This is a genomic window from Rhizobium brockwellii, from assembly GCF_000769405.2.
Classification (GTDB): Bacteria; Pseudomonadota; Alphaproteobacteria; order Rhizobiales; family Rhizobiaceae; genus Rhizobium; species Rhizobium brockwellii.
This window is the reverse complement of record NZ_CP053439.1, coordinates 4,431,291-4,452,551: the sequence shown is the minus strand read 5'-3', so window position 1 is coordinate 4,452,551 and position 21,261 is coordinate 4,431,291. Positions and strand designations below refer to the sequence as shown.

The following is a 21,261-nucleotide window of genomic DNA, read 5'->3' as shown; positions in this document are numbered from 1 at the left end:
CCGGGCTGGTCCCGGGCATTTTCAATTGAGGACCAGTTTAATCGACGTTGGCGTATTTCGCCCAGACGCTTTTTTCACCGAGCTTGGCGACGAGCGCCTCATGTGCCTGCTCCTCGATTTGGCTGAGGCGCGGGGCGAGGGGCCGAGGCCGCTCGAGCACTGCGGCAATCACCCCGTCGTCTTCCATCGCCATGTCACCGCGGGCTGCCTGGTTGGACTTGCCGGCCATGCCGAGGCCGAGGGCTGCCTGTCTGCCGCCGATCATCTCGATATAGACTTCGGCGAGCAATTCGGAGTCGAGCAGCGCGCCGTGTTTGGTGCGGTGCGAATTATCGATGCCGTAGCGCCGGCAGAGCGCATCGAGCGAATTCGGTCCCATCGGGTGTTTGCGCCGCGCCATCGACAAGGTATCGAGCACCCGTTCCGGCAGGATTGGCGGCAAACCGATCCGTGCTAATTCCGCGTTGATGAAGCCCATATCGAAGGTGGCGTTATGGGCAATCCACTTCGCATCGCCGAAGAAGGTCAGGATTTGTTCGGCAACCTCCCCAAAAGGCTGCTTGTCCTTCAGGAATTCATCGGTGATGCCGTGCACGGCGAGCGCATCCGGATGAACCTTCTGATCTCCGGGATTGATGAAGATATGGATCGTATTGCCGGTGGGGAAATGATTGAAGAGTTCGATGCCGCCGATTTCGATGATGCGGTCGGCGCGGTTGTCGAGACCGGTCGTTTCCGTATCGAAGATGATCTCACGCATTCCGGAAATCTCCCTTGGCAATCCGCGTTTTCAAGTCGGCGACGATCTCGAGTACCCGTTTCCTCGTCGCCGCGATACTGTGACTGGTGTCGACGAGATAATCGGCCCGCCGCCGTTTTTCCGTGTCCGGCGTCTGGCGTGAGAGAATCATGTCGAATTTTTCCTCGGTCATGCCTTTGCGCGCAAGCACCCTTTGGCGCTGAATCTGTGGATCAGTGCTGACGACGACGATGACGTTCACTCTAGCCGCAGCGCCGGTTTCGAAAAGTAATGGAATATCGAGCAATACCATGTCGGCGCCGGCGGCGCGTTGTCGCTTCAGAAATTCCGTCTCGCGTTTGCGAACCAGCGGATGGACGATCGCTTCCAGGCGTTTGAAGCCGTCAGGATCAAGAGCGAGCTGGCGGCCGAGTTCACGCCGGTCGACGGCTCCATCCTTCATCGTGCCGGGGAAGGCGGCATTCACCAGGGGTGCAGCCTCGCCGGCATAGAGATCATGGACCACGGCATCCGAATCGTTCACCGGGATTCCTGCATCGGCGAAGAGCTTTGCCGCCGTCGATTTTCCCATTCCGATGGAGCCGGTGAGGCCGATCTTCAGCATCAGTGTGCGTCCATATCCGCGATGATGAGCGCGCGCAGTGCAGCGTCGACGATGGGACGCTGGCCGAACCATTTCTCGAATCCGGGCACGGCCTGGTGCAAGAGCATCCCCAGACCATCGACGATGGGAAATCCTTGCTCTTCCGCCTGCGTCAGGATCGGCGTCTTCAAGGGCACATAGACGATGTCGGTGACGACGGCATCGGCTGCAAGAGGCGAGAAATCGAGTTGCGGCGCCGGCTCCCCGTCCATGCCGAGCGAGGTGGTATTGATGAAGAGGCCAGCACCCTTCATGACTTCGGCAAGCGCTCCGGCCGGATGGGCCTGGACACGCGGGCCAAAACGATCCGCGAGTTCACGCGCGCGATCGACGGTGCGGTTGACGACGTGGATTTCCTTGAAACCGCGATCACGGACCGCCTGGATGATCGCCCGGCTGGCGCCGCCGGCGCCGAGGACGATGGCCGTGCCATGCCGGTCCCAGCCCGGATGGCGTTCGTCAAGATTGGCGATGAAGCCACGACCGTCGGTATTCGTCGCATGCAGAACACCATCCTCCAGCCAGAGGGTGTTCGAGGCGCCGAGTTCGCGCGACAGCGCGTCCGGCTTGTCGGCGAGCCGGAACGCCAATTCCTTGTGGGGAATGGTGACATTGCCTCCGGTAAAGCCGGAACTGCCATCCTTCAACGAGTGAATGAAATCGGCAAAAGCCTCGGGTGCCACTTCATGAGCGCGGTAGCTGCCTGGCAGGCCGAGCGTCTTCAGCCAATATCCGTGGATCAAGGGCGAGCGCGAATGCTTGACGGGAAAGCCGGTGACAAACGCTCTCGGCCCCAATGTTTCACGTGAATCACCCATCGACTGCTCCGAGTTCTCGCAATTTTTTTAAGAGCGGCAGCATCGGCAAGCCGAGAATGGTGAAATAATCACCCTCGATCTTTTCGAAGAGCTGGATGCCCTCCCCCTCCAATTGATAGGCGCCGACGCTGGAAAGCGCCCGTTCGCCAACCCGCGCCAGATGTCTGGCGATGAACTCCACCGTCAGCGGCCGCATCGTCAGCTCCGCATGCGCAAGATGCTCCCATAAGACCACGCCGGCGCTCACAATCGCAACGGCGCTGTTCAATCGATGGGTGACCCCCGAAAGGGCTTGAAGATGGCTAGCCGCGTCGGCCAGGTCCTTCGGCTTATGGAAGACGCTGTCGCCGAGCGACATCGTTTGATCCGAACCGATGACCAGGCTTTCCGGAAAACGGCTGCTGACTTCCTCGGCCTTGGCCCTGGCCAGGACGAGGGCCACGGCATCCGGCTTGGCGCCGGCTTTTTCCAGCGGCGCTTCGACGGCCCGTTCATCGATCCTTGCGGCATGTGCCTCGAAGGACAGACCAGCATTTTCCATCAGCATCCGGCGAAAGGGGCTCGACGATGCAAGGATGAGTTTCGGCGTCATGGGTTCCTCAGAGTGCCGGCTTTTCGCCAGCGCTTAGCGCAGCTTCGGCCGCAGGGCAACGATTGCCGCGGCTGTTTCCTCGATTGAGCGGCGGGTAACGTCGATCAGCGGCCAGTTATGACGAGCGCAAAGCGAGCGGGCATATTTCAGTTCCTCGGAAATCGCGGCGCGATCGGTGTAGTGTTCGCGATCGAAGCCCTGCGTCACCCCGAGCACACGATTTTCCCGCACCTGGGAAATACGATCGGTGGTGGCGATCAAGCAGACAATCAGCGGTTTGCTCGCGACGAAGAGGCTCTCCGGCAATGGCACGCCATAGACGATCGGAATGTTCGCCGTCTTGATGCCTCGGTTGGCGAGGTAGATGCTGGTCGGTGTTTTCGATGTACGGCTGATGCCGATGATCACGACATCGGCGTCGTTGTAATCATCAGGCATTTGGCCGTCATCGTGATCCATGGTGAAATTCAGCGCTTCGATGCGCGCGAAGTAGCCGGCATTCATCACATGCTGAGCTCCGACCCGACGGCGCGACGGAGCGCCGAGATAGATCTGGAAGGCATTCATCACCGGCTCCAGCACATTCACCGAAGCGACACCCATCTCGATGCAGCGCTCATCGATGAGGCTTGCAAGCTCGCGGTCGACAATGGTGTAAAGCACGATGCCGGGGGCGTCATCGATCGCCTGCAGAACCGGCAGCAGCTGCTTGCGATTGCGGATCAGCGGATAGACATGTTCGATCGGCTGCGCCGATCTGAACTGCGCCGACGCGGCGCGCCCGGCGGAGATCAGAGTCTCTCCCGTTGAGTCAGAAATCAGATGCAGATGAAAGAAGTTCGTTCTGTTCTCCACGCTATTTTCCGCTGCCTGTTGAAAACACTGGATGAAACAGAGCTACGGCGGCGAGGCAGTCTCCGGCAAGGGAAAACATGCCTCTTTATCCACATTTCGGATTTTGCCGAACGGTTTCGGTTGGCCCTGTGGACGGTGGGGAAGGGCTGGGCTTCTTGAAAGCTCGTCCACAGCCCGTCCACAGCTACGAGAAAAATCGCCGCTCTGGAAGGATTTGAAATCATTTCCGGATTCGGCTTCTCCCCGAAATTTGGACGAGATCGACAAATCTTCCCGATTTTGTTTTGCAACCGCGCGACAAATGGCATCGGCGGTGGATGGATTTTAATCCTTGATAGTCACCGACTCTAAGAAATAGAAACCTTTTAAAATATCTTTGTTATTTTATAGGGAAAAAGCGCTTGAGCGATACGCGCCGAAAGATCATGAGGGTTTTGGGTGGCGAAAGCCTGTCCCCTCCTCCCCTCTGGTTGATGAGACAGGCAGGACGTTATCTCCCGGAATATCGGGAGACGCGGGCAAAGGCAGGGAGTTTTCTCGATCTCTGCTATACGCCTGACCATGCCGTCGAAGTGACATTGCAGCCGATCCGCCGCTATGGCTTCGATGCGGCCATTCTATTTTCCGATATCCTGGTCATTCCCGATGCAATGAAGCGGAATGTCCGGTTCACCGAGGGCCACGGTCCGCAGATGGATCCGATCGATGAAGCCGGTATCGGCAGATTGAATGGCGAAGAGGTTGTCGATTATCTCAGGCCGGTTCTGGAAACGGTGCGGCGGCTGCGCGAGCAGTTGCCGGTCGAGACGACGCTGCTCGGCTTCTGCGGCGCGCCATGGACGGTTGCGACCTACATGATCGCCGGTCACGGCACGCCGGATCAGGCGCCTGCCCGTCTCTTCGCCTACAGGCACCCCCGCGCTTTCGAGCATCTGCTGATGCTGCTTGCTGACGTTTCAGCCGACTATCTCGTCGCCCAGATCGATGCCGGCGCCGATGCCGTGCAGATCTTCGATTCCTGGGCAGGTGTTCTCGGCGAGAAGGAGTTCGAGGCGTTTGCGATCAGGCCGGTTGCGCGGATGATCGCTTCGGTCAAATCACAACGGCCGCATGCGCGTATCATCGCTTTTGCGAAGGGCGCCGGCTATCAGCTGAAAACCTATCGCCAGAAGACGGGCGCAGATGCAATCGGCCTCGACTGGTCTGTCCCGCTGGCCTTTGCCGCGGAACTTCAAAAGGATGGACCTGTTCAGGGCAACCTCGATCCGATGCGCGTCGTTGCCGGCGGCCGGGCGCTGGAAGACGGCATCGACGATATTCTGCAGCATCTCGGCAATGGTCCGCTGATCTTCAATCTCGGTCACGGCATTACACCGCAGGCCAACCCCGAGCATGTGCGTCTGCTGGTGGATCGTGTGCGAGGCGGGGCGTGACGATGGAAAAACAGACCGATCGCAGATCTGGCGCTTACGCCCGGCGCCGGGCTCATTTTGCGCTGGCCTTCTTTGCGCTGATGGCGATCGGGCTTTTTGCTTGGAACCCCGACAATCTCTACCTCTGGATCAAGGCGCTGCACATCATCGCGGTCATTTCGTGGATGGCCGGGCTGTTTTATATGCCGCGGCTGTTCATCTATCACACTGATGCGGAGCCGGGTTCGGTGCAATCGGAAACCTTCAAGGTGATGGAGCGCCGGCTGCTTCGAATCATCATGACGCCGGCGATGATGTTGACGTGGATTTTCGGCCTCTATCTCGCCTGGTCGGTTTATGGATTCCAGGGCGGCTGGCTGCATGCCAAGATCGGTCTCGTTGTATTGCTGACCGCTGTTCATATGTTCTTCAGCCGCGCCGTCGGAGCGTTCGAGCGGGATGAAAATCGCCGCTCGGCGCGTTATTGGCGGTTCATGAACGAGGCCCCGACAGTGCTGATGATCCTGATCGTCATCCTCGTCGTGGTGAAGCCGTTCTGAGGAAAATCGTCCTCAGGTTAAATTTGCTTCATTTTAAGCAGCCCTCTTGCGGCAGCGATTGCGAGTCGCTATTTTCCGCGCATCTCATCTACGTGGCATGTGTGTAGAGTTCAGTCGTCTGCGAGCCCTTTCGCGGTACCGAATACGACCCAACATCGCCTTTCCCCTTTGAAATTAAAAAGAGTATTGGTCACTTCATGGCTGAAATGAAGCTTCAGGAACTTAAGAGTAAATCCCCGACGGATCTGCTGGCATTTGCCGAATCGCTCGAGGTCGAGAACGCAAGCACGATGCGCAAGCAGGAGCTGATGTTTGCGATCCTTAAGATGCTTGCCAGCCAGGATGTCGAAATCATCGGCGAAGGCGTCGTCGAAGTGCTGCAGGACGGTTTCGGCTTCCTGCGGTCGCCCAATGCGAACTACCTGCCGGGCCCGGATGATATTTATATCTCCCCGTCGCAGATCCGCCGTTTCTCGCTGAAAACCGGCGATACCGTCGAAGGTCCGATCCGTGGACCGAAGGAAGGCGAGCGCTATTTCGCGCTGCTCAAGGTCAACACCATCAATTTCGACGATCCGGAACAGATCCGGCACAAGGTCCATTTCGACAATCTGACGCCGCTCTATCCGAACGAGCGCTTCAAGATGGAACTCGATATTCCGACCACCAAGGATCTGTCGCCACGTGTGATCGACCTGGTGGCGCCGCTCGGCAAGGGCCAGCGTGGATTGATCGTCGCGCCGCCGCGTACCGGTAAAACTGTGTTGCTGCAGAACATCGCGCATTCGATCACCGCCAACCATCCGGAGTGCTATCTGATCGTCCTGCTGATCGATGAACGCCCCGAAGAAGTGACCGACATGCAGCGCTCGGTTCGCGGCGAGGTTATCTCCTCGACCTTCGACGAACCAGCCGTCCGTCACGTGCAGGTGGCCGAGATGGTCATCGAGAAAGCCAAGCGCCTTGTCGAACACGGACGCGACGTTGTCATCCTGCTCGATTCGATCACCCGCTTGGGCCGTGCCTATAACACGGTCGTTCCCTCGTCAGGCAAGGTGCTGACCGGCGGTGTGGACGCCAACGCTTTGCAGCGGCCGAAGCGCTTCTTCGGCGCGGCGCGTAACATTGAGGAAGGCGGCTCTTTGACGATCATCGCGACCGCGCTGATCGATACCGGCAGCCGCATGGACGAAGTGATCTTCGAAGAATTCAAGGGCACGGGCAACTCGGAAATCGTCCTCGATCGCAAGGTCGCCGATAAGCGCATTTTCCCGGCCATGGACATCCTGAAGTCCGGCACGCGCAAGGAGGACCTTCTCGTTCCGCGTCAGGATCTGCAGAAGATCTTCGTGCTTCGCCGCATCCTCGCTCCGATGGGCACGACCGACGCGGTCGAATTCCTGATCGACAAGCTCAAGCAGACGAAGAACAATTCCGACTTCTTCGAATCGATGAACACATAATCCTTAGCCGGATTCACCCCTTTAAGCTGGAGGCATTGTCACGATGCCTCCAGCTTTTCTATTTGCGAGGAATCGATTTCGATTCCACCCGATGAACCAGGCGATATGGCATGTTGAATGATACCATATATGCGCTATCGAGCGGTGGCCCGCCGTCGGGTGTTTCGGTCGTTCGAATCAGCGGCCCGCTGACCAGAGACGTTTTGGTGAGGCTTGCCGGATCCGTCCCGGCAGCTCGGCATGCATCTCACCGAACGATTCGGACTCGTAACAATGAGCCGATCGATAGCGGCCTGGTGCTATTTTTCCCTGCTCCGAATTCGTTTACCGGCGAGGATGTTGCCGAGTTGCAGATCCACGGCAGCAGAGCCGTGCTGGCGGCGCTGTTTCACGCACTTGGGGATATTCCGGGTGTGCGGATGGCGGCCGAGGGTGAGTTCTCCCGCCGGGCTTTTGAGAACGGCAAACTTGATCTCCTCGAGGTTGAGGGTCTGGCCGACCTCATCGGCGCCGAGACTGAAATGCAGAGACGCCTTGCAGTCGAACATAGCGCAGGCGGGCTTTCCGCAATTTACGATTCGTGGGCGGAACGATTAACGCGCGCCCGGGCGCTGATCGAGGCCGAGCTTGATTTCCCGGATGAGGATGATGTTCCAGGCTCGGTATCGGATATGGTCTGGGCCGATATGGCGAAGCTTCGCAGCGATATCGAGCATCACCTGGCGACAGCTTCGGCCGGGGAGATTATCAGAGACGGCTTCAAGGTGGTCATCGGCGGCGCTCCGAATGCTGGAAAATCGAGCCTGTTGAACACTTTGGCGCGTCGCGACGTGGCAATCGTGACAGAGATCGCCGGAACCACCCGCGATGTCCTACAGGTTGATCTCGATATTGATGGATACCTGATCAAGCTCTATGACACTGCGGGGCTTCGCGAGGCGGAAGACAGGGTCGAAATAGAAGGGGTGCGGCGCGCGCGCGTGGCGCTTCGTGATGCCGATCTTGTCCTGTTGCTGGTTGATATGACGGATCCTCTGATTCCCGACGGCTTGGAGCAGACCTCTCCACATGTTACTGTCGGGACAAAGAAGGATCTCATCGGCATTGCCGAGGATCGGTACGACTTGCAGATTTCGACAACGACGGGTGACGGTCTGCCGGAATTGCGACGATTGATCGGCGACATCATCGAAAAACGTTTTGGGGGTCTGTCTATGGCAATCCCCAGCCGGCAACGGCATAAGGATTCGCTTGCGAAATGTTTAGCGGCGCTTGATGCGGCGATATCGCAGTCAGATGTGAATCTCGAACTGCGGACTGAGCAGATGCGAATTGCCGCTGAGTATTTGGGCAGAATTACTGGACGAGTCGATGTCGAGCAGTTGCTCGGCGTGATCTTCTCTGAGTTTTGTATCGGCAAATGATTCACGTGAAACCTTGGGGCGACAAGACGCCTGCGTGGTTTCACGTGAAACGTCTGCCGGATGTGGAGTCCCTGAATGACGGATAATGTTTTCGATGTAATTGTGATAGGCGGCGGCCATGCGGGCTCGGAGGCTGCCAGCGCAGCTGCGCGCCTTGGAGCAAAAACCGCGCTCATTACGCATAGGCGGGACACGATCGGGGTCATGTCCTGTAATCCGGCGATTGGCGGCCTGGGCAAGGGCCATCTTGTTCGGGAGATCGATGCGATGGATGGCCTGATGGGTCGCGTCGCCGATGTTGCAGGCATTCAATTCAGGATACTCAACAAGAAGAAAGGTGCGGCTGTCCGAGGACCGCGGACGCAGGCCGATCGAAAGCTGTATCGCCTGGCAATGTTGGCGGCGATCGAAGCGACGCCGGACCTGGATATCATCGAAGGCGATGCGTTCGATCTGGACGTTGTCGATGGCTGTGTCGCTGGCGTGATTATGAAGGATGGTCGAACCCTAAAAGCGCCGGCCGTGGTTTTGACCACTGGAACATTTCTGCGCGGTCTTATTCATATAGGGTCGGAAAAGACTCCGGCCGGGCGTGTTGGTGAAGCGCCGTCGATCGGATTGTCTGCGACCCTCGGCCGGCTGGGACTGCGGCTGGGACGTCTGAAGACCGGCACCCCCGCTCGGCTGGACGGAAAAACGATCGACTGGCAATCCGTCGGTCGACAGGGGGCTGACGAGGAGCTTGTCCCCTTCTCCTTTATGACAGACACGATTACCACGCCACAGATCGAATGCGGGGTCACCAGGACGACTGAAGCGACCCACCGGATCATTGTCGACAACATAATGCGCTCGGCAATGTATTCCGGGCAGATCGAAGGGGTCGGACCTCGTTATTGCCCGTCGATCGAAGACAAGCTGGTGAAATTCGGAGAGCGGGATGGACATCAGGTCTTTCTTGAGCCAGAGGGACTGGACGATGACACGGTTTATCCGAACGGGATTTCCACCTCCCTGCCGTCGGAAGTGCAGGCAGACTTCATCAAAACCATTCCCGGCCTGGAAGCGGCAAGAATACTGCAACCGGGCTATGCGATCGAATATGATCATGTCGATCCGAGAGAGCTGACTCCATCGCTTGAGGTCAAACGGCTGAGAGGCCTCTTTCTCGCAGGCCAGATCAATGGCACCACCGGCTACGAAGAGGCGGCCGCGCAGGGATTGGCGGCCGGGTTGAATGCTGCATTGCGAAGCAGCGATTCGGATCCGTTCCATTTCAGCCGGACGAATTCTTATATTGGCGTCATGATCGACGATCTCACCTCGCGAGGCGTTACGGAGCCGTATCGAATGTTTACATCGCGTGCGGAGTATCGGCTGACTTTGCGGGCTGACAACGCCGATATGCGCTTGACGCCGCTGGCGATGCGGCTCGGGTGCGTTAGTGGCGCGCGAGTGCAGCGATTTACATCCTACCAGGCGGAGATCGAAACCAGTCGGGCGCTGTTGCAGTCGCTAGCGGTTACGCCGAATGAGGCGCGCCGCGCTGGCTTGAATATCAATCTCGATGGCCAGCGCCGAACGGCGTATGATTTGTTGTCCTATCCGAATTATAATTTCGCCGCGCTCCGGCATGTTTGGCCGGAGAGGCTCAGCGTGATTGGACCGAAGATCGCGGAAGCGTTGGAAATTGAGGCCGGGTATTCGGTTTATCTAGATCGGCAAGCCGCGGCGATTGCCGACCAGCAACGCGACGAGGAACGGCAGATACCGCTTGACTTTAATTATGACGCACTGTCCGGTCTCTCGAATGAAATCAAGGCGAAACTCAGCGCTGCTCGCCCGTTCAACATTGCTCAGGCTGCAATCGTCGAAGGAATGACGCCCGCAGCGGTGGCATTGCTGCTTGTGCATTTGCGTCGCCGATCCTCTGCCGAGCGTCATAGCGCTTGATTGCAAGATTTGAGAGTCTTTCAGAATGGAATTGAACGGTTTGCGTGTTTCACGTGAAACACAGGAACGGCTGCAGCACTTTGCAGCGTTGTTTCAGAAGTGGGCAAAAGCGATTAATCTAGTGGCGCCGTCGACGCTCGATGATCTATGGCATCGGCACATCGCCGATAGCAGCCAGGTGTTTCAAATCCATCCTCAACCAGCAAGCTGGGTTGACCTCGGCAGTGGAGGCGGTTTTCCCGGCGTTATCACGGCGATTTTTCTGGCTGAGATGAGAGGTGGATGGGTCCATCTGGTCGAAAGCAACCATAAAAAGGCGGCGTTTCTACGGACGGCGTTGCGCGAGACAAGTGCGCGCGGCAGCGTTCATATCCTTCGAATCGAAGATTCTTATGCGGAGATTGGCGAATGTGGTGCGATTTCAGCGCGCGCTCTTGCTGATCTTGACGGGCTCATCGAGTATTCAGCCCCTTGGATGCTTGGCAAGGAAAATTGTCGCGGCTTTTTTCACAAAGGCCGGGATTACTTGAGGGAAGTCAACAAAGCACGTGGTCGGTGGGAATTCGATCTGTTAGAACATAAGAGCGCCGTCGAGCAGGAATCTGTTATTTTGGAAGTATCAAATCTCCGGCGCTTGGTTTAACAGATCGGATATTGCGGCAATGGCTGGCGAACGACATCGGATTATCACCATCGCAAATCAGAAGGGTGGCGTTGGCAAGACGACCACAGCAATTAATCTGGCAACGGCGCTTGCTGCTATCGGCGAGCGCGTCTTGATCGTCGATCTCGACCCACAGGGCAATGCCAGCACAGGCCTCGGTATCGATCGTCGTGATCGCAAGCTGTCCTCCTACGATCTGATGGTTGGTGATCGTGGGATCCCCGAAGTGACTCTCGAAACAGCAGTTCCTAATCTGTTTATTGTCCCATCAACGATGGATCTTCTTGGCATCGAGATGGAAATCTCGCAGCAGAGCGATCGGGTGTTCAAATTGCGGAAAGCGCTATCTTCGCCCGAGGCGATGGCGTTTTCTTATATTCTTCTGGATTGCCCGCCGTCGTTCAATCTGCTGACGATGAATGCCATGGCGGCAGCGCATTCGGTCCTGGTGCCGCTGCAATGTGAATTCTTTGCGCTGGAGGGATTGAGCCAGTTGCTTGAGACCGTCAGCCAGGTTCGGCGGACAGTTAACCCGCGTCTGGATATTCAAGGTATCGTCTTGACGATGTTCGATGCGCGCAACAATCTTGCCCAGCAGGTTGTTAATGACGTGCGTACTCATCTCGGGGACAAGGTTTACCACACGTTAATTCCGCGCAACGTCCGGGTTTCCGAGGCTCCGTCCTACGGTAAGCCGGCTATTCTTTATGACTTGAAGTGCGCGGGCAGTCAGGCCTATCTGCAGCTGGCCTCCGAGGTGATCCAGCGAGAACGCCAAAGACTGGCCGCGTGATATCATTTTAGGAGTAGGTGAGTGTAGATCATGAATGACGATGTATCAAAGAGGCGATTGGGTCGTGGTCTCGCGGCGCTGATTGGTGAAATGGATCAGCCTGTCCCGGTGGAAGCTGAGCGGACTATCAGCGCCGACAGAATGATCCCGATAGAGTTCGTCAGCCGCAATCCTCGCAATCCTCGTCGGTTCTTCGATGACTCGGAGCTGCACGATCTCGCAAGCTCCATTCGTCAACATGGTATCGTTCAGCCGATTGTTGTGCGGACGATGTCGCGGGATCGATATGAGATCATCGCCGGCGAACGACGTTGGCGCGCAGCTCAGCTTGCCGGGCTGATCGAGATTGCCGTCATTATCCGTGATGTGGATGATAAGACGGCGCTGGAAATCGCTATTGTCGAAAACGTGCAGCGCGCGGATCTCAATGCCCTCGAAGAGGCCTTGGGGTACGAGCAGCTTATCGCGGAATACGGCTACACCCAGAACGACCTCGGCGAAATCATCGGCAAAAGCCGCAGCCATGTTGCCAATTCGTTGCGTCTGTTGAAATTGCCTGATCCGGTTCGCGATCTGCTTGCCGCCGGCAGCCTATCAGCTGGGCACGCACGCGCACTGGTTTCGACATCTGATCCGGCAAGTCTTGCCCGCACGATCGTTGCCAAGGGCATGTCGGTGCGTGATGCGGAAAAGCTGGCGCAAAACAATATCAAGGCCCAATCGGAGCCGCCGCAAACGACGTTGCGGCGAGATCAGAAAGATTCTGACACGCTGGCGCTGGAACGGACACTTTCCGATGCACTCGGCCTTGATGTTGCGATCAATCACAAGGCAAGCGGCGGCCAGATCAAAATTTCCTATAAGTCATTAGAGCAGCTCGAGGAAATCTGCCGTTTGCTTGAGAGGCGCTAGAGCGTTTCCGTTTTTCTCCGAATCACGGAAATGCTCTATCTCTTTGTTTTCACGCAATTCCCGACGCAAAACCGCTCCGCACTTTTGCTGGAATTTCTCTAGAGCGCGGTAGGACGCGCTATTTCCTTGAAACAACGCATCGTGCTTTCGAAATCGATTCTGATTGGGCCGATGCGCTGATCAGGCGGATTTCCGGCCAGATTGAAGGGTGGTAGACAGAAGCGTTTGCATTGCAACGCTGTCTTCCAGAACCTGCCGTCGTCTGCTTTGCAGAATAGCGGCCTGCAGCCGATTGGATTCACGGGCGATGCTTTCCGCGGTCCATTGACGTAACGCCTGTTCGATAATCGGCTTGCGGCGGAAATGCAAATGCCGCCCCATGGTCTGCATGATCTGAGGCGGCTGCAGCCGCTTTTCGTCCATTTCGGCGCGCATCGAATCCAGAAGCTGGAATTGCTTCAGGCATGCTTGCAGAACGAGAAAGATCGCGGTTTTCGAGCTGCTGATTTTTTGCATGGCGTGCAGAAAGGCGTTGAGATCGCCGCCGAGGATGGCATCGACGGCGTCGTCAACCGAGATGGCGCTGGCGTCACCAATTATTTCGGTAACGTGATGTTCTTCGACCGTATCGAAGCCGCGGCAGTAAAGAGCAAGCTTGCGCACTTCGTTGCGGGAAGCGATCCGATCGCCGCCGATCAAAGCCATCAGCGCATGGCGCGCGGCCGGTGTAATGCCGAGCTTCTCTGCACCGAGCTCGGTATCGATCAAGGCATTCAGGGCGCGGCTGTCATCGGCGTAGGAGGGGATCGTCATGACAGATCGTGCGGCCTCCGCGGTCTTGCGCAGCAGAGAACCCTTCTTCAGGTCGCCGGCCTCGACGATCAGATAGGCGGCTTCGAGTGGTTTTTCGGCCAGCAGCGCCAGGGAATCAACGAGGTATTTCTCGTTGGCGGCGCCGCGGATCCAGATCAGCTTCTCACCGCCGAACAGCCCGATGGATTGGACCTCGTCGACCAACCGACCCGGGTCTTTCTGCAGGTCGCCGATATCGAGTTTCGTCAGCGAGAAGGGATCATCGAGAGCAACACCGCTCTTACCGGCGAGCAGGCTTGCCCGTTCGGAAACAAGGCCGCGATCAGGCCCGTAGATGACGAAAATCCGATAGTTCCGCGCCGATTCTTGCAGAAAATTCTCGAATTCGTGGGATTTTATCTCTGCCACATCTCCGCCCTCAGCGGCTGAGGGCAGCGGCGATATCGGCTCCCACGAATTCCGCCGTCTGGTCCGCCGCGCGGTTCTCGGCATCGCGGATCGCCCGCTGCTTGGCGAATTCCTGCTCGGAGAAATCCACCAGCGCCGTGGCCTGGCGGCTGCCGGCCTTGATGACATGATTGTCGGCAGTGGCACGCAGCGTGTAGCTGACGTTGATGGTCACACGGCCGGCCTTCGACGTGTCGGAGGATTCGGCCAGCAGCGTATCGGCAACGGCCGACGTCGCGTGTATTTCGACCTGATATTGCGGGTTTACCGCTTCGCCTGCACCACGTGACGCCAGGAAGATTAGGCGATTGCGAACCTGCTGCTCGACCCGGCTGCCTGCCTCGGAAAAGCCGACCGAGGAAAGTTTTTCAACCACACCTGAACTCTCCGAATAGAGCGGACGGACTTGGCAGGCGGAGAGAAAAGCCGCGGAGGCAAGGATCATGGCGATGCCGGCATTGCGGGCCAGCTTGCAAGCGATATCAGACGACAATGTTTACAATCCTTTGGGGAACCACGATGATCTTCTTCGGTGCCTGTCCGTTCAACGCGTTCTTCACCGCATCCAGATCCAGCACGGCGTCGGTGACGGCATTCTGATCTGCATCGCGAGAAATTGTCAATTCAGCGCGCTTCTTGCCGTTGATCTGTACCGGCAGGACGACATCGTTTTCGATGACGAGTGTTTCGTCGTAGCGTGGCCAGTTTGCCCGGGCGAGCAGGCCTTCATTGCCGAGCGCGGCCCAGCATTCCTCAGCCAGATGCGGCGTCATCGGAGAGACGAGCTGAATCAGGATCTCGGCGGCATCGCGCACCGCCGCGCGATAGGTGGCATCACCTTCGCCTGCCGCAACCCTCGTCATTGGTGCGGCCAGCGCGTTCACGAGTTCATAAATTCGGGCAACGGCCTTGTTGAACCAGAGCTTGTCGTAGTCGTTCTCGACAGCCTTCAGCGTCTTGTGGGCGGCCTGCGAGATTGGCAACGCTTCCCCATCGGTCGCCGGCACCGGTGCCACGGCCGAGAGCGCGTCCGCGGCTTCGGAAATCAGGCGCCACAGGCGCTGGGTAAAGCGATGGGCGCCCTCGACGCCTGCTTCGGACCAGATGACGTCACGCTCGGGCGGGGAGTCGGAGAGAACGAAGAAACGGGCGGTATCGGCGCCGTAGGAGGCGATGATATCGTCGGGATCGACGACATTCTTCTTCGATTTCGACATTTTCTCGATCGAGCCGATCGCGACTTCTTCGCCCGACGTCAGCAGGAAAGCCCGGCGTTTGCCGTCGAGTTCGTCGATGCGGATATCGGCGGGTGCCACCCATTCGCGGCTGGCGCCGGCACTACGGCTATAGGTTTCGTGGACCACCATGCCCTGGGTGAAGAGACCCTTGAAAGGTTCGGTGGCCGCGACGTGACCGGTCTCGCGCATGGCGCGGGTAAAGAAGCGGGAATAGAGCAGGTGCAGGATCGCGTGCTCGATGCCGCCGATATACTGGTCGACCGGCAGCCAGCGGTTCGCCGCCTCCGAATCGGTCGGCTTTTCTTCCCAGGGCGCGGTAAAGCGGGTGAAATACCAGCTCGAATCGACGAAGGTGTCCATCGTATCCGTCTCGCGGCGGGCATCCTTGCCGCAGTTCGGGCAGGAGACGTGACGCCATGTCGGATGACGGTCGAGCGGATTGCCCGGCTGGTCGAAGGTGACGTCGTCGGGCAGCTTGACCGGCAGGTCCTTCTTCGGCACCGGCACGACACCACAATCATCGCAATGGATGACCGGGATCGGGCAGCCCCAATAACGCTGACGGGAAATGCCCCAATCGCGCAGACGGAAATTGACCTTGCGTTCGCCTTGCGGCGCATTGCCGAGCGAAGCAGCCGACAGCCGGTCGGCGACGATGTTGAAGGCTTCCTCGGTGGTCTTGCCGTCGAGGAAGCGGGAGTTGATCATCACGCCATCGCCGTCATAGGCGGTGTCGCCGACGGCAAAGCTTGCAGCATCGCCATCTTTCGGCATGACGACGGCCACGACCGGAAGGCCATATTTGCGGGCAAAATCGAGGTCGCGCTGATCGCCTGATGGGCAGCCGAAGATCGCGCCCGTGCCGTAATCCATCAGGACGAAATTGGCGATATAGACAGGCAGCTCCCAGGAGGGATCAAGCGGATGCCTGACGCGGATACCGGTATCCATGCCCTTCTTTTCGGCGGTCTCGAGTGCTGCGAGCGACGTGCCGGCACGGCGGCACTCCTCGCAGAAGGCTTCGATATCGGCGTTCTTCGCGGCAGCATCCTTCGCCAGCGGATGATCGGCGGCGATCGCCAGGAAGGAGGCGCCGAACAGCGTGTCCGGCCGGGTGGTATAGACCGTGACTTCGCTCTCGCCGGCAGGCGCCGTTTCCGGCACGATCTCCCAGCGGATCGTCAGGCCTTCCGAACGGCCGATCCAGTTCTTCTGCATCAGCCGCACTTTTTCCGGCCACTGGTCGAGCGTATCCAGCGCGTCCAGCAGATCCTGGCTGAAGTCGGTGATCTTGAAGAACCATTGCGTCAGTTCGCGCTGCTCGACCAGCGCACCGGAACGCCAGCCGCGGCCATCGATCACCTGTTCGTTGGCGAGTACGGTGTTATCGACAGGATCCCAGTTGACCTTCGACTGCTTGCGATAGACCAGGCCCTTCTCCAGGAAATCCAAGAAGAGATGCTGCTGGTGCTGGTAGTATTCGACGTCGCAGGTGGCGAATTCGCGGCTCCAGTCCAGCGAAAGCCCCATAGCCTTCAGCTGCGCCTTCATCGAGCCGATATTCTGGTAGGTCCAGGAGGCCGGATGCACGCCGCGCTCCATCGCGGCATTCTCCGCCGGCATGCCGAAAGCATCCCAGCCCATCGGATGCAGCACGTTGTAGCCGCGGGCGCGTTTGTACCGGGCGACGACATCGCCCATGGCGTAATTGCGGACATGACCCATGTGGATGCGCCCCGAGGGGTAGGGGAACATTTCGAGGACGTAATATTTTTCGCGCGGATCGGCATTGTCGGTCTCAAAGACCTTGTCTTCATTCCATTTCTGCTGCCAGCGGGGCTCGGCATCGCGCGGATTATAACGTTCGGTGGCCATGGTATTCGTATTTCCGGAACATCAGGGGAGGTTGGTCGAGACCTTCACCATGAAACCACCGTAGCGTCAAGTTTTGCAGGCGCTGCAAGCGTCCGATCTTGATCGTGACCAAGCGATTTCGCCAAGGCGGGACTTGGCAAGCACAGATTGGCTCGTTAGGCATTGCCGATCCTTTCATGCGGATATGCCGAGGCAGATTGATGGAACTTCAAGAGCGCTTGAACGACGTGCGGTCGCGGATCGCCGCTGCGGAACGCGAAGCAGGTCGTCCGGCCGGTTCCGTTCAGCTCGTCGCGGTGTCGAAGACCTTCGAGGCGGACGCGATCCGCCCGGCCATCGAAGCCGGGCAGCGTGTCTTCGGCGAGAACCGGGTGCAGGAAAGCCAGGGCAAGTGGCCGGCGCTGAAGGCCGAGCATCCGGATATCGAACTGCATCTGATCGGACCGCTGCAATCGAATAAGGCGGCGGATGCGGTAGCGCTTTTCGACGTCATCGAGACGGTGGACCGGGAAAAGATCGCCCGCGCGCTTGCCGAAGAGATGAAGCGGCAGGGCAAGACGACGCGGTTCTACGTTCAGGTCAATACCGGGCTCGAACCGCAGAAGGCCGGTATCGTTCCTGACGACACGCCGGCCTTCATTGCCCTTTGCCGCGATGAGCTCGGCCTTTCCATCGAAGGTTTGATGTGCATTCCGCCGGCCGATGAAAATCCCGGGCCGCATTTTGCCCTGCTGGCAAAGCTTGCATTCAAATGCGGCGTCGGAAAACTTTCCATGGGCATGTCGAGCGACTACGAGACGGCAATCGCCTTCGGCGCCACCAGCGTGCGTGTGGGATCAGCGATATTCGGCACGCGCTGAAACGCTGCTTTGGTCGGGCTTCCTGTTCCCCTCAATGCCGCCTAGATTAGGTTTGCATGTCCTGGGGAGGAGCAGATGCAGAACGGCTATCATCAGGCCTATGCGGCCTGGAAAAGTGATCCCGAAGCCTTCTGGCGCGAAGCGGCGGTCGACATAGACTGGTTCAAGCCGCCGGAGCGGATTTTTTCGCCCAATGAGGGCGTCTACGGCCGCTGGTTCTCCGGAGCGGAAACCAATACCTGCCACAATTGCCTGGACCGGCATGTGGCTGCCGGCCGCGGCGGCGAGACAGCGGTCATCTTCGACAGCGCAATGAACGGCGAGAAGCGCCATTTCACCTATGATGAGGTGCTTCGGGAGGTGATGGCCATCGCAGCAGCGTTGTTGGAACGCGGCATCGGCAAAGGCGATCGCGTCATCCTTTATATGCCGATGGTGCCGCAGGCGGTCTTTTCCATGCTCGCCTGCGCCCGCATCGGTGCGGTTCACTCCGTCGTTTTCGGCGGGTTTGCCGCCAGCGAACTTGCGGCGCGCATCGACGATTGCGGTGCGAAGCTGGTGATCACCGCGAGCTGCGGGCTCGAACCTGGTCGCATTGTCGCCTATAAGCCCCTGGTCGACCAGGCGATCGAGATCGCGCGCTCGAAGCCGGAGCGCTGCCTGGTGCTGCAGCGGCCGGAGCTTCGGGCAGATCTCGTCAGCGGCCGCGATCAAGATTTCGAGGCGGCTGTGGCGCAGCATCGTGGCGCCGAGATCGCCTGTGTCTCCGTCAAGGCAACCGATCCGCTGTACATCCTCTATACCTCGGGCACGACGGGCCAGCCGAAGGGCGTCGTGCGCGACAATGGCGGCCATATGGTCGCGCTCAACTGGTCGATGCGGAATATCTACGGCTTGAAGCCGGGCGAAGTCTTCTGGACGGCTTCGGATATCGGCTGGGTCGTCGGACATTCCTATATCGTCTATGCCCCGTTGCTATCCGGTGTAACCACTCTGATCTTCGAGGGCAAACCGGTCGGCACTCCGGATGCCGGCACATTCTGGCGCATCGTTTCGCAGCATAAGGTACGGGTGCTGTTCACGGCGCCGACGGCATTCCGAGCCATCCGGCGGGAGGATGGTGACGGTGAATTGATGCACGAGTATCCCATGCCCGATCTACGGGCGCTGTTTCTGGCCGGCGAGAGAGCGGATCCGGAGACGCTGAAATGGGCGGAGCGTATGCTTGGCATACCCGTCATCGATCATTGGTGGCAGACGGAAACCGGCTGGCCGATCGCCGCAAATCCGCTCGGTCTCGGCGCCCTTCACGTCAAGCACGGTTCGCCGGCGCTGCCGATGCCCGGCTATGATATTGCGGTTCTTGACGATGCCGGGCATGCGATCGAGGCGGGAACGCTCGGCAATATCGTCGTCAAGCTGCCCTTGCCGCCCGGCTGCCTGCCGACCCTCTGGAACGCGGACGAACGTTTTCGATCCGCCTATCTCGATGAGTTTCCCGGTTACTATAAGACGGCCGATGCCGGCTACGTCGATGAGGATGGCTATCTCTTCATCATGTCGCGCACCGACGACATCATCAATTGCGCCGGTCATCGGCTCTCGACGGGGGCGATGGAGGAGGTTTGCGCGCGTCATCCCGATGTCGCCGAATGCGCTGTTATCGGCGTGATCGATGTGCTGAAGGGTCAGGCGCCCTGCGGTTTCCTGGTGCTGAAACGACATGTTTCCCGTGACGCAACGGCGATCGAATCAGAGGTCGTGGCGATGATTCGTGATTCGATCGGGCCTGTTGCTGCCTTCAAGACGGCCATCACTGTTAACCGGTTGCCGAAGACGCGCTCCGGCAAAATCCTGCGCGGTACGATGCAGAAGATCGCCGACGGCATACCCTGGAAAATGCCCGCAACCATTGATGATCCAACGATTTTAGAGGAAATTGCCGAGGCGCTGCGTGGGCGCGGTTTAGGCTCCTTGCCGATGTGAATTAAACTTTCGGTAAAGCTAATTGAGGAATTGTTAACCATGTTGATGCAAGCATTTGTTAACGGCAATGGCTTGCATAGCAGGCTTTGCATGACGCGGTCGCCGTTACCGGCCTACTGCATAATTGCTTAAATCGGAATCGATTTAAGGGCAAAATTATGCAGCAGTAGAAGTGCTACAGCGTCCTTTGCGCGTCTGAAAGACGCGCGGCGCTGTAGTCCGGATTGCCTCTTTCTCAACGATTGTGGAACGGATCATGACAAGCATCCTTACCAACAACGCTGCTATGGCAGCGCTGCAGACTTTGCGCGGCGTAAACGATAGCCTCAAGGACACCCAGGGTCGCGTTTCATCGGGTTATCGTGTCGAAAAGGCAGCTGACAATGCCGCTTACTGGTCGATTGCTACGACCATGCGTTCTGACAACCAGGCGCTTTCGGCCGTCTCCGACGCGCTCGGTCTCGGCGCGGCCAAGGTCGACACGGCCTATTCGGCTATGGACAGCGCGCTCGATGTCGTCAGCGACATCAAGGCCAAGATCGTCGCCGCCACCGAAAAGGGCGTCGACAAGACGAAGATCCAGCAAGAACTCGACCAGTTGCAGGAGCAACTGCTGAGCATTGCTCAATCGGCGTCCTTCTCCGGCGAAAACTGGGTTGCCGGCGCTTCCGGCACGAAGAGCGTCGTTTCGTCCTTCGTCCGCGACGGCAGCAATGCCGTCTCCGTCAAGATGACGGACTATGTGCTCGATTCGGGCTCGCTTGGAAACGTGCTTTTCGGCATGACGAGCACCGGTGCGATCGAGACATCAAGCGGTATCATCGGCACGGCCTTCAACGGAACCTACGGCGGCACCGTGATCGTCATGGCGTCAATATATGATCTCGACATCACCGGTTTCACCCAGGGCCAGCTTGACGCAGCCCTGACCGGTGTCGAACTGGTTCTCGGCGCCATGACCGCCGCCGGCTCGGCATTGGGCTCGATCTCGACCCGTATTCAGCTGCAGGAAACATTCGTCAGCGGTCTGCACGATTCGATCGACTCCGGCGTCGGGCGCCTGGTCGATGCCGATATGGAAGAGGAATCAAGCAAGCTCTCGGCGTTGCAAACGCAGCAGCAGCTCGCCGTCCAGTCGCTCTCGATCGCCAATAGTTCGGCGCAGAACATTCTTACCCTATTCCGTAGCTAAT

At 58.4% G+C, this 21,261-nt stretch carries 20 protein-coding genes; 12 read left to right on the top strand and 8 right to left on the bottom strand.

Annotated features, from left to right (window positions below; genetic code table 11):
- Nucleotides 1–37: 37 nt before the first annotated feature.
- The 5 genes from dnaQ to RLCC275e_RS21730 are packed head-to-tail and all read right to left on the bottom strand — an operon-like array spanning nucleotide 38 to nucleotide 3,668.
- Nucleotides 38–760, bottom strand: coding sequence for a DNA polymerase III subunit epsilon (gene dnaQ, locus RLCC275e_RS21750; RefSeq protein ID WP_033182036.1), 723 nt, complete (start codon nucleotides 758–760; stop codon nucleotides 38–40).
- The gene (coaE, locus tag RLCC275e_RS21745) at nucleotides 753–1,364 is read right to left on the bottom strand and encodes a dephospho-CoA kinase (protein WP_033182035.1); all 612 of its coding nucleotides are present in this window, start codon (nucleotides 1,362–1,364) and stop codon (nucleotides 753–755) included. The genes dnaQ and coaE overlap by 8 nt, the downstream gene beginning before the upstream one ends.
- Entirely contained in the window at nucleotides 1,364–2,221 is an 858-nt protein-coding gene (locus tag RLCC275e_RS21740; RefSeq protein WP_033182034.1) for a shikimate dehydrogenase, read from the bottom strand. Before RLCC275e_RS21740 ends, coaE begins: the two co-directional genes overlap by 1 nt.
- Nucleotides 2,214–2,813 (bottom strand): Maf-like protein, encoded by a 600-nt coding sequence (locus RLCC275e_RS21735; RefSeq protein ID WP_033182033.1) that lies wholly within the window; start codon nucleotides 2,811–2,813, stop codon nucleotides 2,214–2,216. The genes RLCC275e_RS21740 and RLCC275e_RS21735 overlap by 8 nt, the downstream gene beginning before the upstream one ends.
- A 33-nt stretch (nucleotides 2,814–2,846) precedes the next feature.
- Nucleotides 2,847–3,668 (bottom strand): pyruvate, water dikinase regulatory protein, encoded by an 822-nt coding sequence (locus RLCC275e_RS21730; RefSeq protein ID WP_011649834.1) that lies wholly within the window; start codon nucleotides 3,666–3,668, stop codon nucleotides 2,847–2,849.
- 31 nt (nucleotides 3,669–3,699) lie between these two features.
- Here RLCC275e_RS21730 and RLCC275e_RS21725 point away from each other — a divergent pair, with 31 nt between their 5' ends.
- From RLCC275e_RS21725 to RLCC275e_RS21685, 9 genes are all read left to right on the top strand, one after another.
- Nucleotides 3,700–3,996: a hypothetical protein gene (locus RLCC275e_RS21725; RefSeq protein WP_165418933.1), complete on the top strand. Its 297-nt coding sequence runs from the start codon at nucleotides 3,700–3,702 to the stop codon at nucleotides 3,994–3,996.
- A gap of 73 nt (nucleotides 3,997–4,069) precedes the next feature.
- Complete coding sequence (gene hemE, locus RLCC275e_RS21720; protein WP_033182032.1) at nucleotides 4,070–5,101, top strand: uroporphyrinogen decarboxylase; 1,032 nt, start codon at nucleotides 4,070–4,072, stop codon at nucleotides 5,099–5,101.
- Between the two features lie 2 nt (nucleotides 5,102–5,103).
- On the top strand, nucleotides 5,104–5,640 hold the full coding sequence (hemJ, locus tag RLCC275e_RS21715) for a protoporphyrinogen oxidase HemJ (protein ID WP_029874613.1): 537 nt from the start codon (nucleotides 5,104–5,106) through the stop codon (nucleotides 5,638–5,640).
- Nucleotides 5,641–5,837: 197 nt separating this feature from the next.
- Nucleotides 5,838–7,103 carry a transcription termination factor Rho gene (gene rho / locus RLCC275e_RS21710; protein ID WP_012759538.1) on the top strand — a complete coding sequence of 422 codons (1,266 nt, stop codon included), beginning with the start codon at nucleotides 5,838–5,840 and terminating at the stop codon, nucleotides 7,101–7,103.
- A gap of 110 nt (nucleotides 7,104–7,213) precedes the next feature.
- On the top strand, nucleotides 7,214–8,527 hold the full coding sequence (gene mnmE / locus RLCC275e_RS21705) for a tRNA uridine-5-carboxymethylaminomethyl(34) synthesis GTPase MnmE (protein ID WP_033182031.1): 1,314 nt from the start codon (nucleotides 7,214–7,216) through the stop codon (nucleotides 8,525–8,527).
- Nucleotides 8,528–8,602: 75 nt separating this feature from the next.
- Nucleotides 8,603–10,480: a tRNA uridine-5-carboxymethylaminomethyl(34) synthesis enzyme MnmG gene (gene mnmG / locus RLCC275e_RS21700; RefSeq protein ID WP_033182030.1), complete on the top strand. Its 1,878-nt coding sequence runs from the start codon at nucleotides 8,603–8,605 to the stop codon at nucleotides 10,478–10,480.
- Nucleotides 10,481–10,505: 25 nt separating this feature from the next.
- Entirely contained in the window at nucleotides 10,506–11,123 is a 618-nt protein-coding gene (gene rsmG / locus RLCC275e_RS21695; protein WP_033182029.1) for a 16S rRNA (guanine(527)-N(7))-methyltransferase RsmG, read from the top strand.
- Nucleotides 11,124–11,142: 19 nt separating this feature from the next.
- The gene (locus tag RLCC275e_RS21690; protein ID WP_011654065.1) at nucleotides 11,143–11,937 is read left to right on the top strand and encodes a ParA family protein; all 795 of its coding nucleotides are present in this window, start codon (nucleotides 11,143–11,145) and stop codon (nucleotides 11,935–11,937) included.
- 30 nt (nucleotides 11,938–11,967) lie between these two features.
- Entirely contained in the window at nucleotides 11,968–12,849 is an 882-nt protein-coding gene (locus RLCC275e_RS21685) for a ParB/RepB/Spo0J family partition protein (protein WP_033182028.1), read from the top strand.
- A gap of 180 nt (nucleotides 12,850–13,029) precedes the next feature.
- Here the strand turns inward: RLCC275e_RS21685 and holA are convergent, their stop codons facing one another.
- The 3 genes from holA to leuS are packed head-to-tail and all read right to left on the bottom strand — an operon-like array spanning nucleotide 13,030 to nucleotide 17,222.
- Complete coding sequence (holA, locus tag RLCC275e_RS21680; protein ID WP_033182027.1) at nucleotides 13,030–14,070, bottom strand: DNA polymerase III subunit delta; 1,041 nt, start codon at nucleotides 14,068–14,070, stop codon at nucleotides 13,030–13,032.
- A 10-nt stretch (nucleotides 14,071–14,080) separates the two neighbouring features.
- Nucleotides 14,081–14,602, bottom strand: coding sequence for an LPS assembly lipoprotein LptE (gene lptE, locus RLCC275e_RS21675; protein ID WP_033182026.1), 522 nt, complete (start codon nucleotides 14,600–14,602; stop codon nucleotides 14,081–14,083).
- Nucleotides 14,592–17,222 (bottom strand): leucine--tRNA ligase, encoded by a 2,631-nt coding sequence (gene leuS, locus RLCC275e_RS21670; protein ID WP_033182025.1) that lies wholly within the window; start codon nucleotides 17,220–17,222, stop codon nucleotides 14,592–14,594. The genes lptE and leuS overlap by 11 nt, the downstream gene beginning before the upstream one ends.
- Before the next feature lie 200 nt (nucleotides 17,223–17,422).
- Between leuS and RLCC275e_RS21665 the strand changes: the two genes are divergently transcribed.
- From RLCC275e_RS21665 to RLCC275e_RS21655, 3 genes are all read left to right on the top strand, one after another.
- Nucleotides 17,423–18,082 carry a YggS family pyridoxal phosphate-dependent enzyme gene (locus RLCC275e_RS21665; RefSeq protein ID WP_033182024.1) on the top strand — a complete coding sequence of 220 codons (660 nt, stop codon included), beginning with the start codon at nucleotides 17,423–17,425 and terminating at the stop codon, nucleotides 18,080–18,082.
- A 75-nt stretch (nucleotides 18,083–18,157) separates the two neighbouring features.
- Nucleotides 18,158–20,068: a propionyl-CoA synthetase gene (locus RLCC275e_RS21660; RefSeq protein ID WP_033182023.1), complete on the top strand. Its 1,911-nt coding sequence runs from the start codon at nucleotides 18,158–18,160 to the stop codon at nucleotides 20,066–20,068.
- A 256-nt stretch (nucleotides 20,069–20,324) separates the two neighbouring features.
- The gene (locus tag RLCC275e_RS21655; RefSeq protein WP_033182022.1) at nucleotides 20,325–21,260 is read left to right on the top strand and encodes a flagellin N-terminal helical domain-containing protein; all 936 of its coding nucleotides are present in this window, start codon (nucleotides 20,325–20,327) and stop codon (nucleotides 21,258–21,260) included.
- The last annotated feature ends 1 nt before the right edge of the window (nucleotide 21,261 follow it).

Bases quoted from the DNA above. Each gene is read 5' to 3' on its own strand.
- dnaQ (WP_033182036.1), bottom strand. From the start codon at position 760: ATGCGTGAGATCATCTTCGATACGGAAACGACCGGTCTCGACAACCGC.
- coaE (WP_033182035.1), bottom strand. From the start codon at position 1,364: ATGCTGAAGATCGGCCTCACCGGCTCCATCGGAATGGGAAAATCGACG.
- RLCC275e_RS21740 (WP_033182034.1), bottom strand. From the start codon at position 2,221: ATGGGTGATTCACGTGAAACATTGGGGCCGAGAGCGTTTGTCACCGGC.
- RLCC275e_RS21735 (WP_033182033.1), bottom strand. From the start codon at position 2,813: ATGACGCCGAAACTCATCCTTGCATCGTCGAGCCCCTTTCGCCGGATG.
- RLCC275e_RS21725 (WP_165418933.1), top strand. From the start codon at position 3,700: ATGAAACAGAGCTACGGCGGCGAGGCAGTCTCCGGCAAGGGAAAACAT.
- hemJ (WP_029874613.1), top strand. From the start codon at position 5,104: ATGGAAAAACAGACCGATCGCAGATCTGGCGCTTACGCCCGGCGCCGG.
- rho (WP_012759538.1), top strand. From the start codon at position 5,838: ATGGCTGAAATGAAGCTTCAGGAACTTAAGAGTAAATCCCCGACGGAT.
- mnmE (WP_033182031.1), top strand. From the start codon at position 7,214: ATGTTGAATGATACCATATATGCGCTATCGAGCGGTGGCCCGCCGTCG.
- mnmG (WP_033182030.1), top strand. From the start codon at position 8,603: ATGACGGATAATGTTTTCGATGTAATTGTGATAGGCGGCGGCCATGCG.
- rsmG (WP_033182029.1), top strand. From the start codon at position 10,506: ATGGAATTGAACGGTTTGCGTGTTTCACGTGAAACACAGGAACGGCTG.
- RLCC275e_RS21690 (WP_011654065.1), top strand. From the start codon at position 11,143: ATGGCTGGCGAACGACATCGGATTATCACCATCGCAAATCAGAAGGGT.
- RLCC275e_RS21685 (WP_033182028.1), top strand. From the start codon at position 11,968: ATGAATGACGATGTATCAAAGAGGCGATTGGGTCGTGGTCTCGCGGCG.
- leuS (WP_033182025.1), bottom strand. From the start codon at position 17,222: ATGGCCACCGAACGTTATAATCCGCGCGATGCCGAGCCCCGCTGGCAG.
- RLCC275e_RS21665 (WP_033182024.1), top strand. From the start codon at position 17,423: ATGGAACTTCAAGAGCGCTTGAACGACGTGCGGTCGCGGATCGCCGCT.
- RLCC275e_RS21660 (WP_033182023.1), top strand. From the start codon at position 18,158: ATGCAGAACGGCTATCATCAGGCCTATGCGGCCTGGAAAAGTGATCCC.
- RLCC275e_RS21655 (WP_033182022.1), top strand. From the start codon at position 20,325: ATGACAAGCATCCTTACCAACAACGCTGCTATGGCAGCGCTGCAGACT.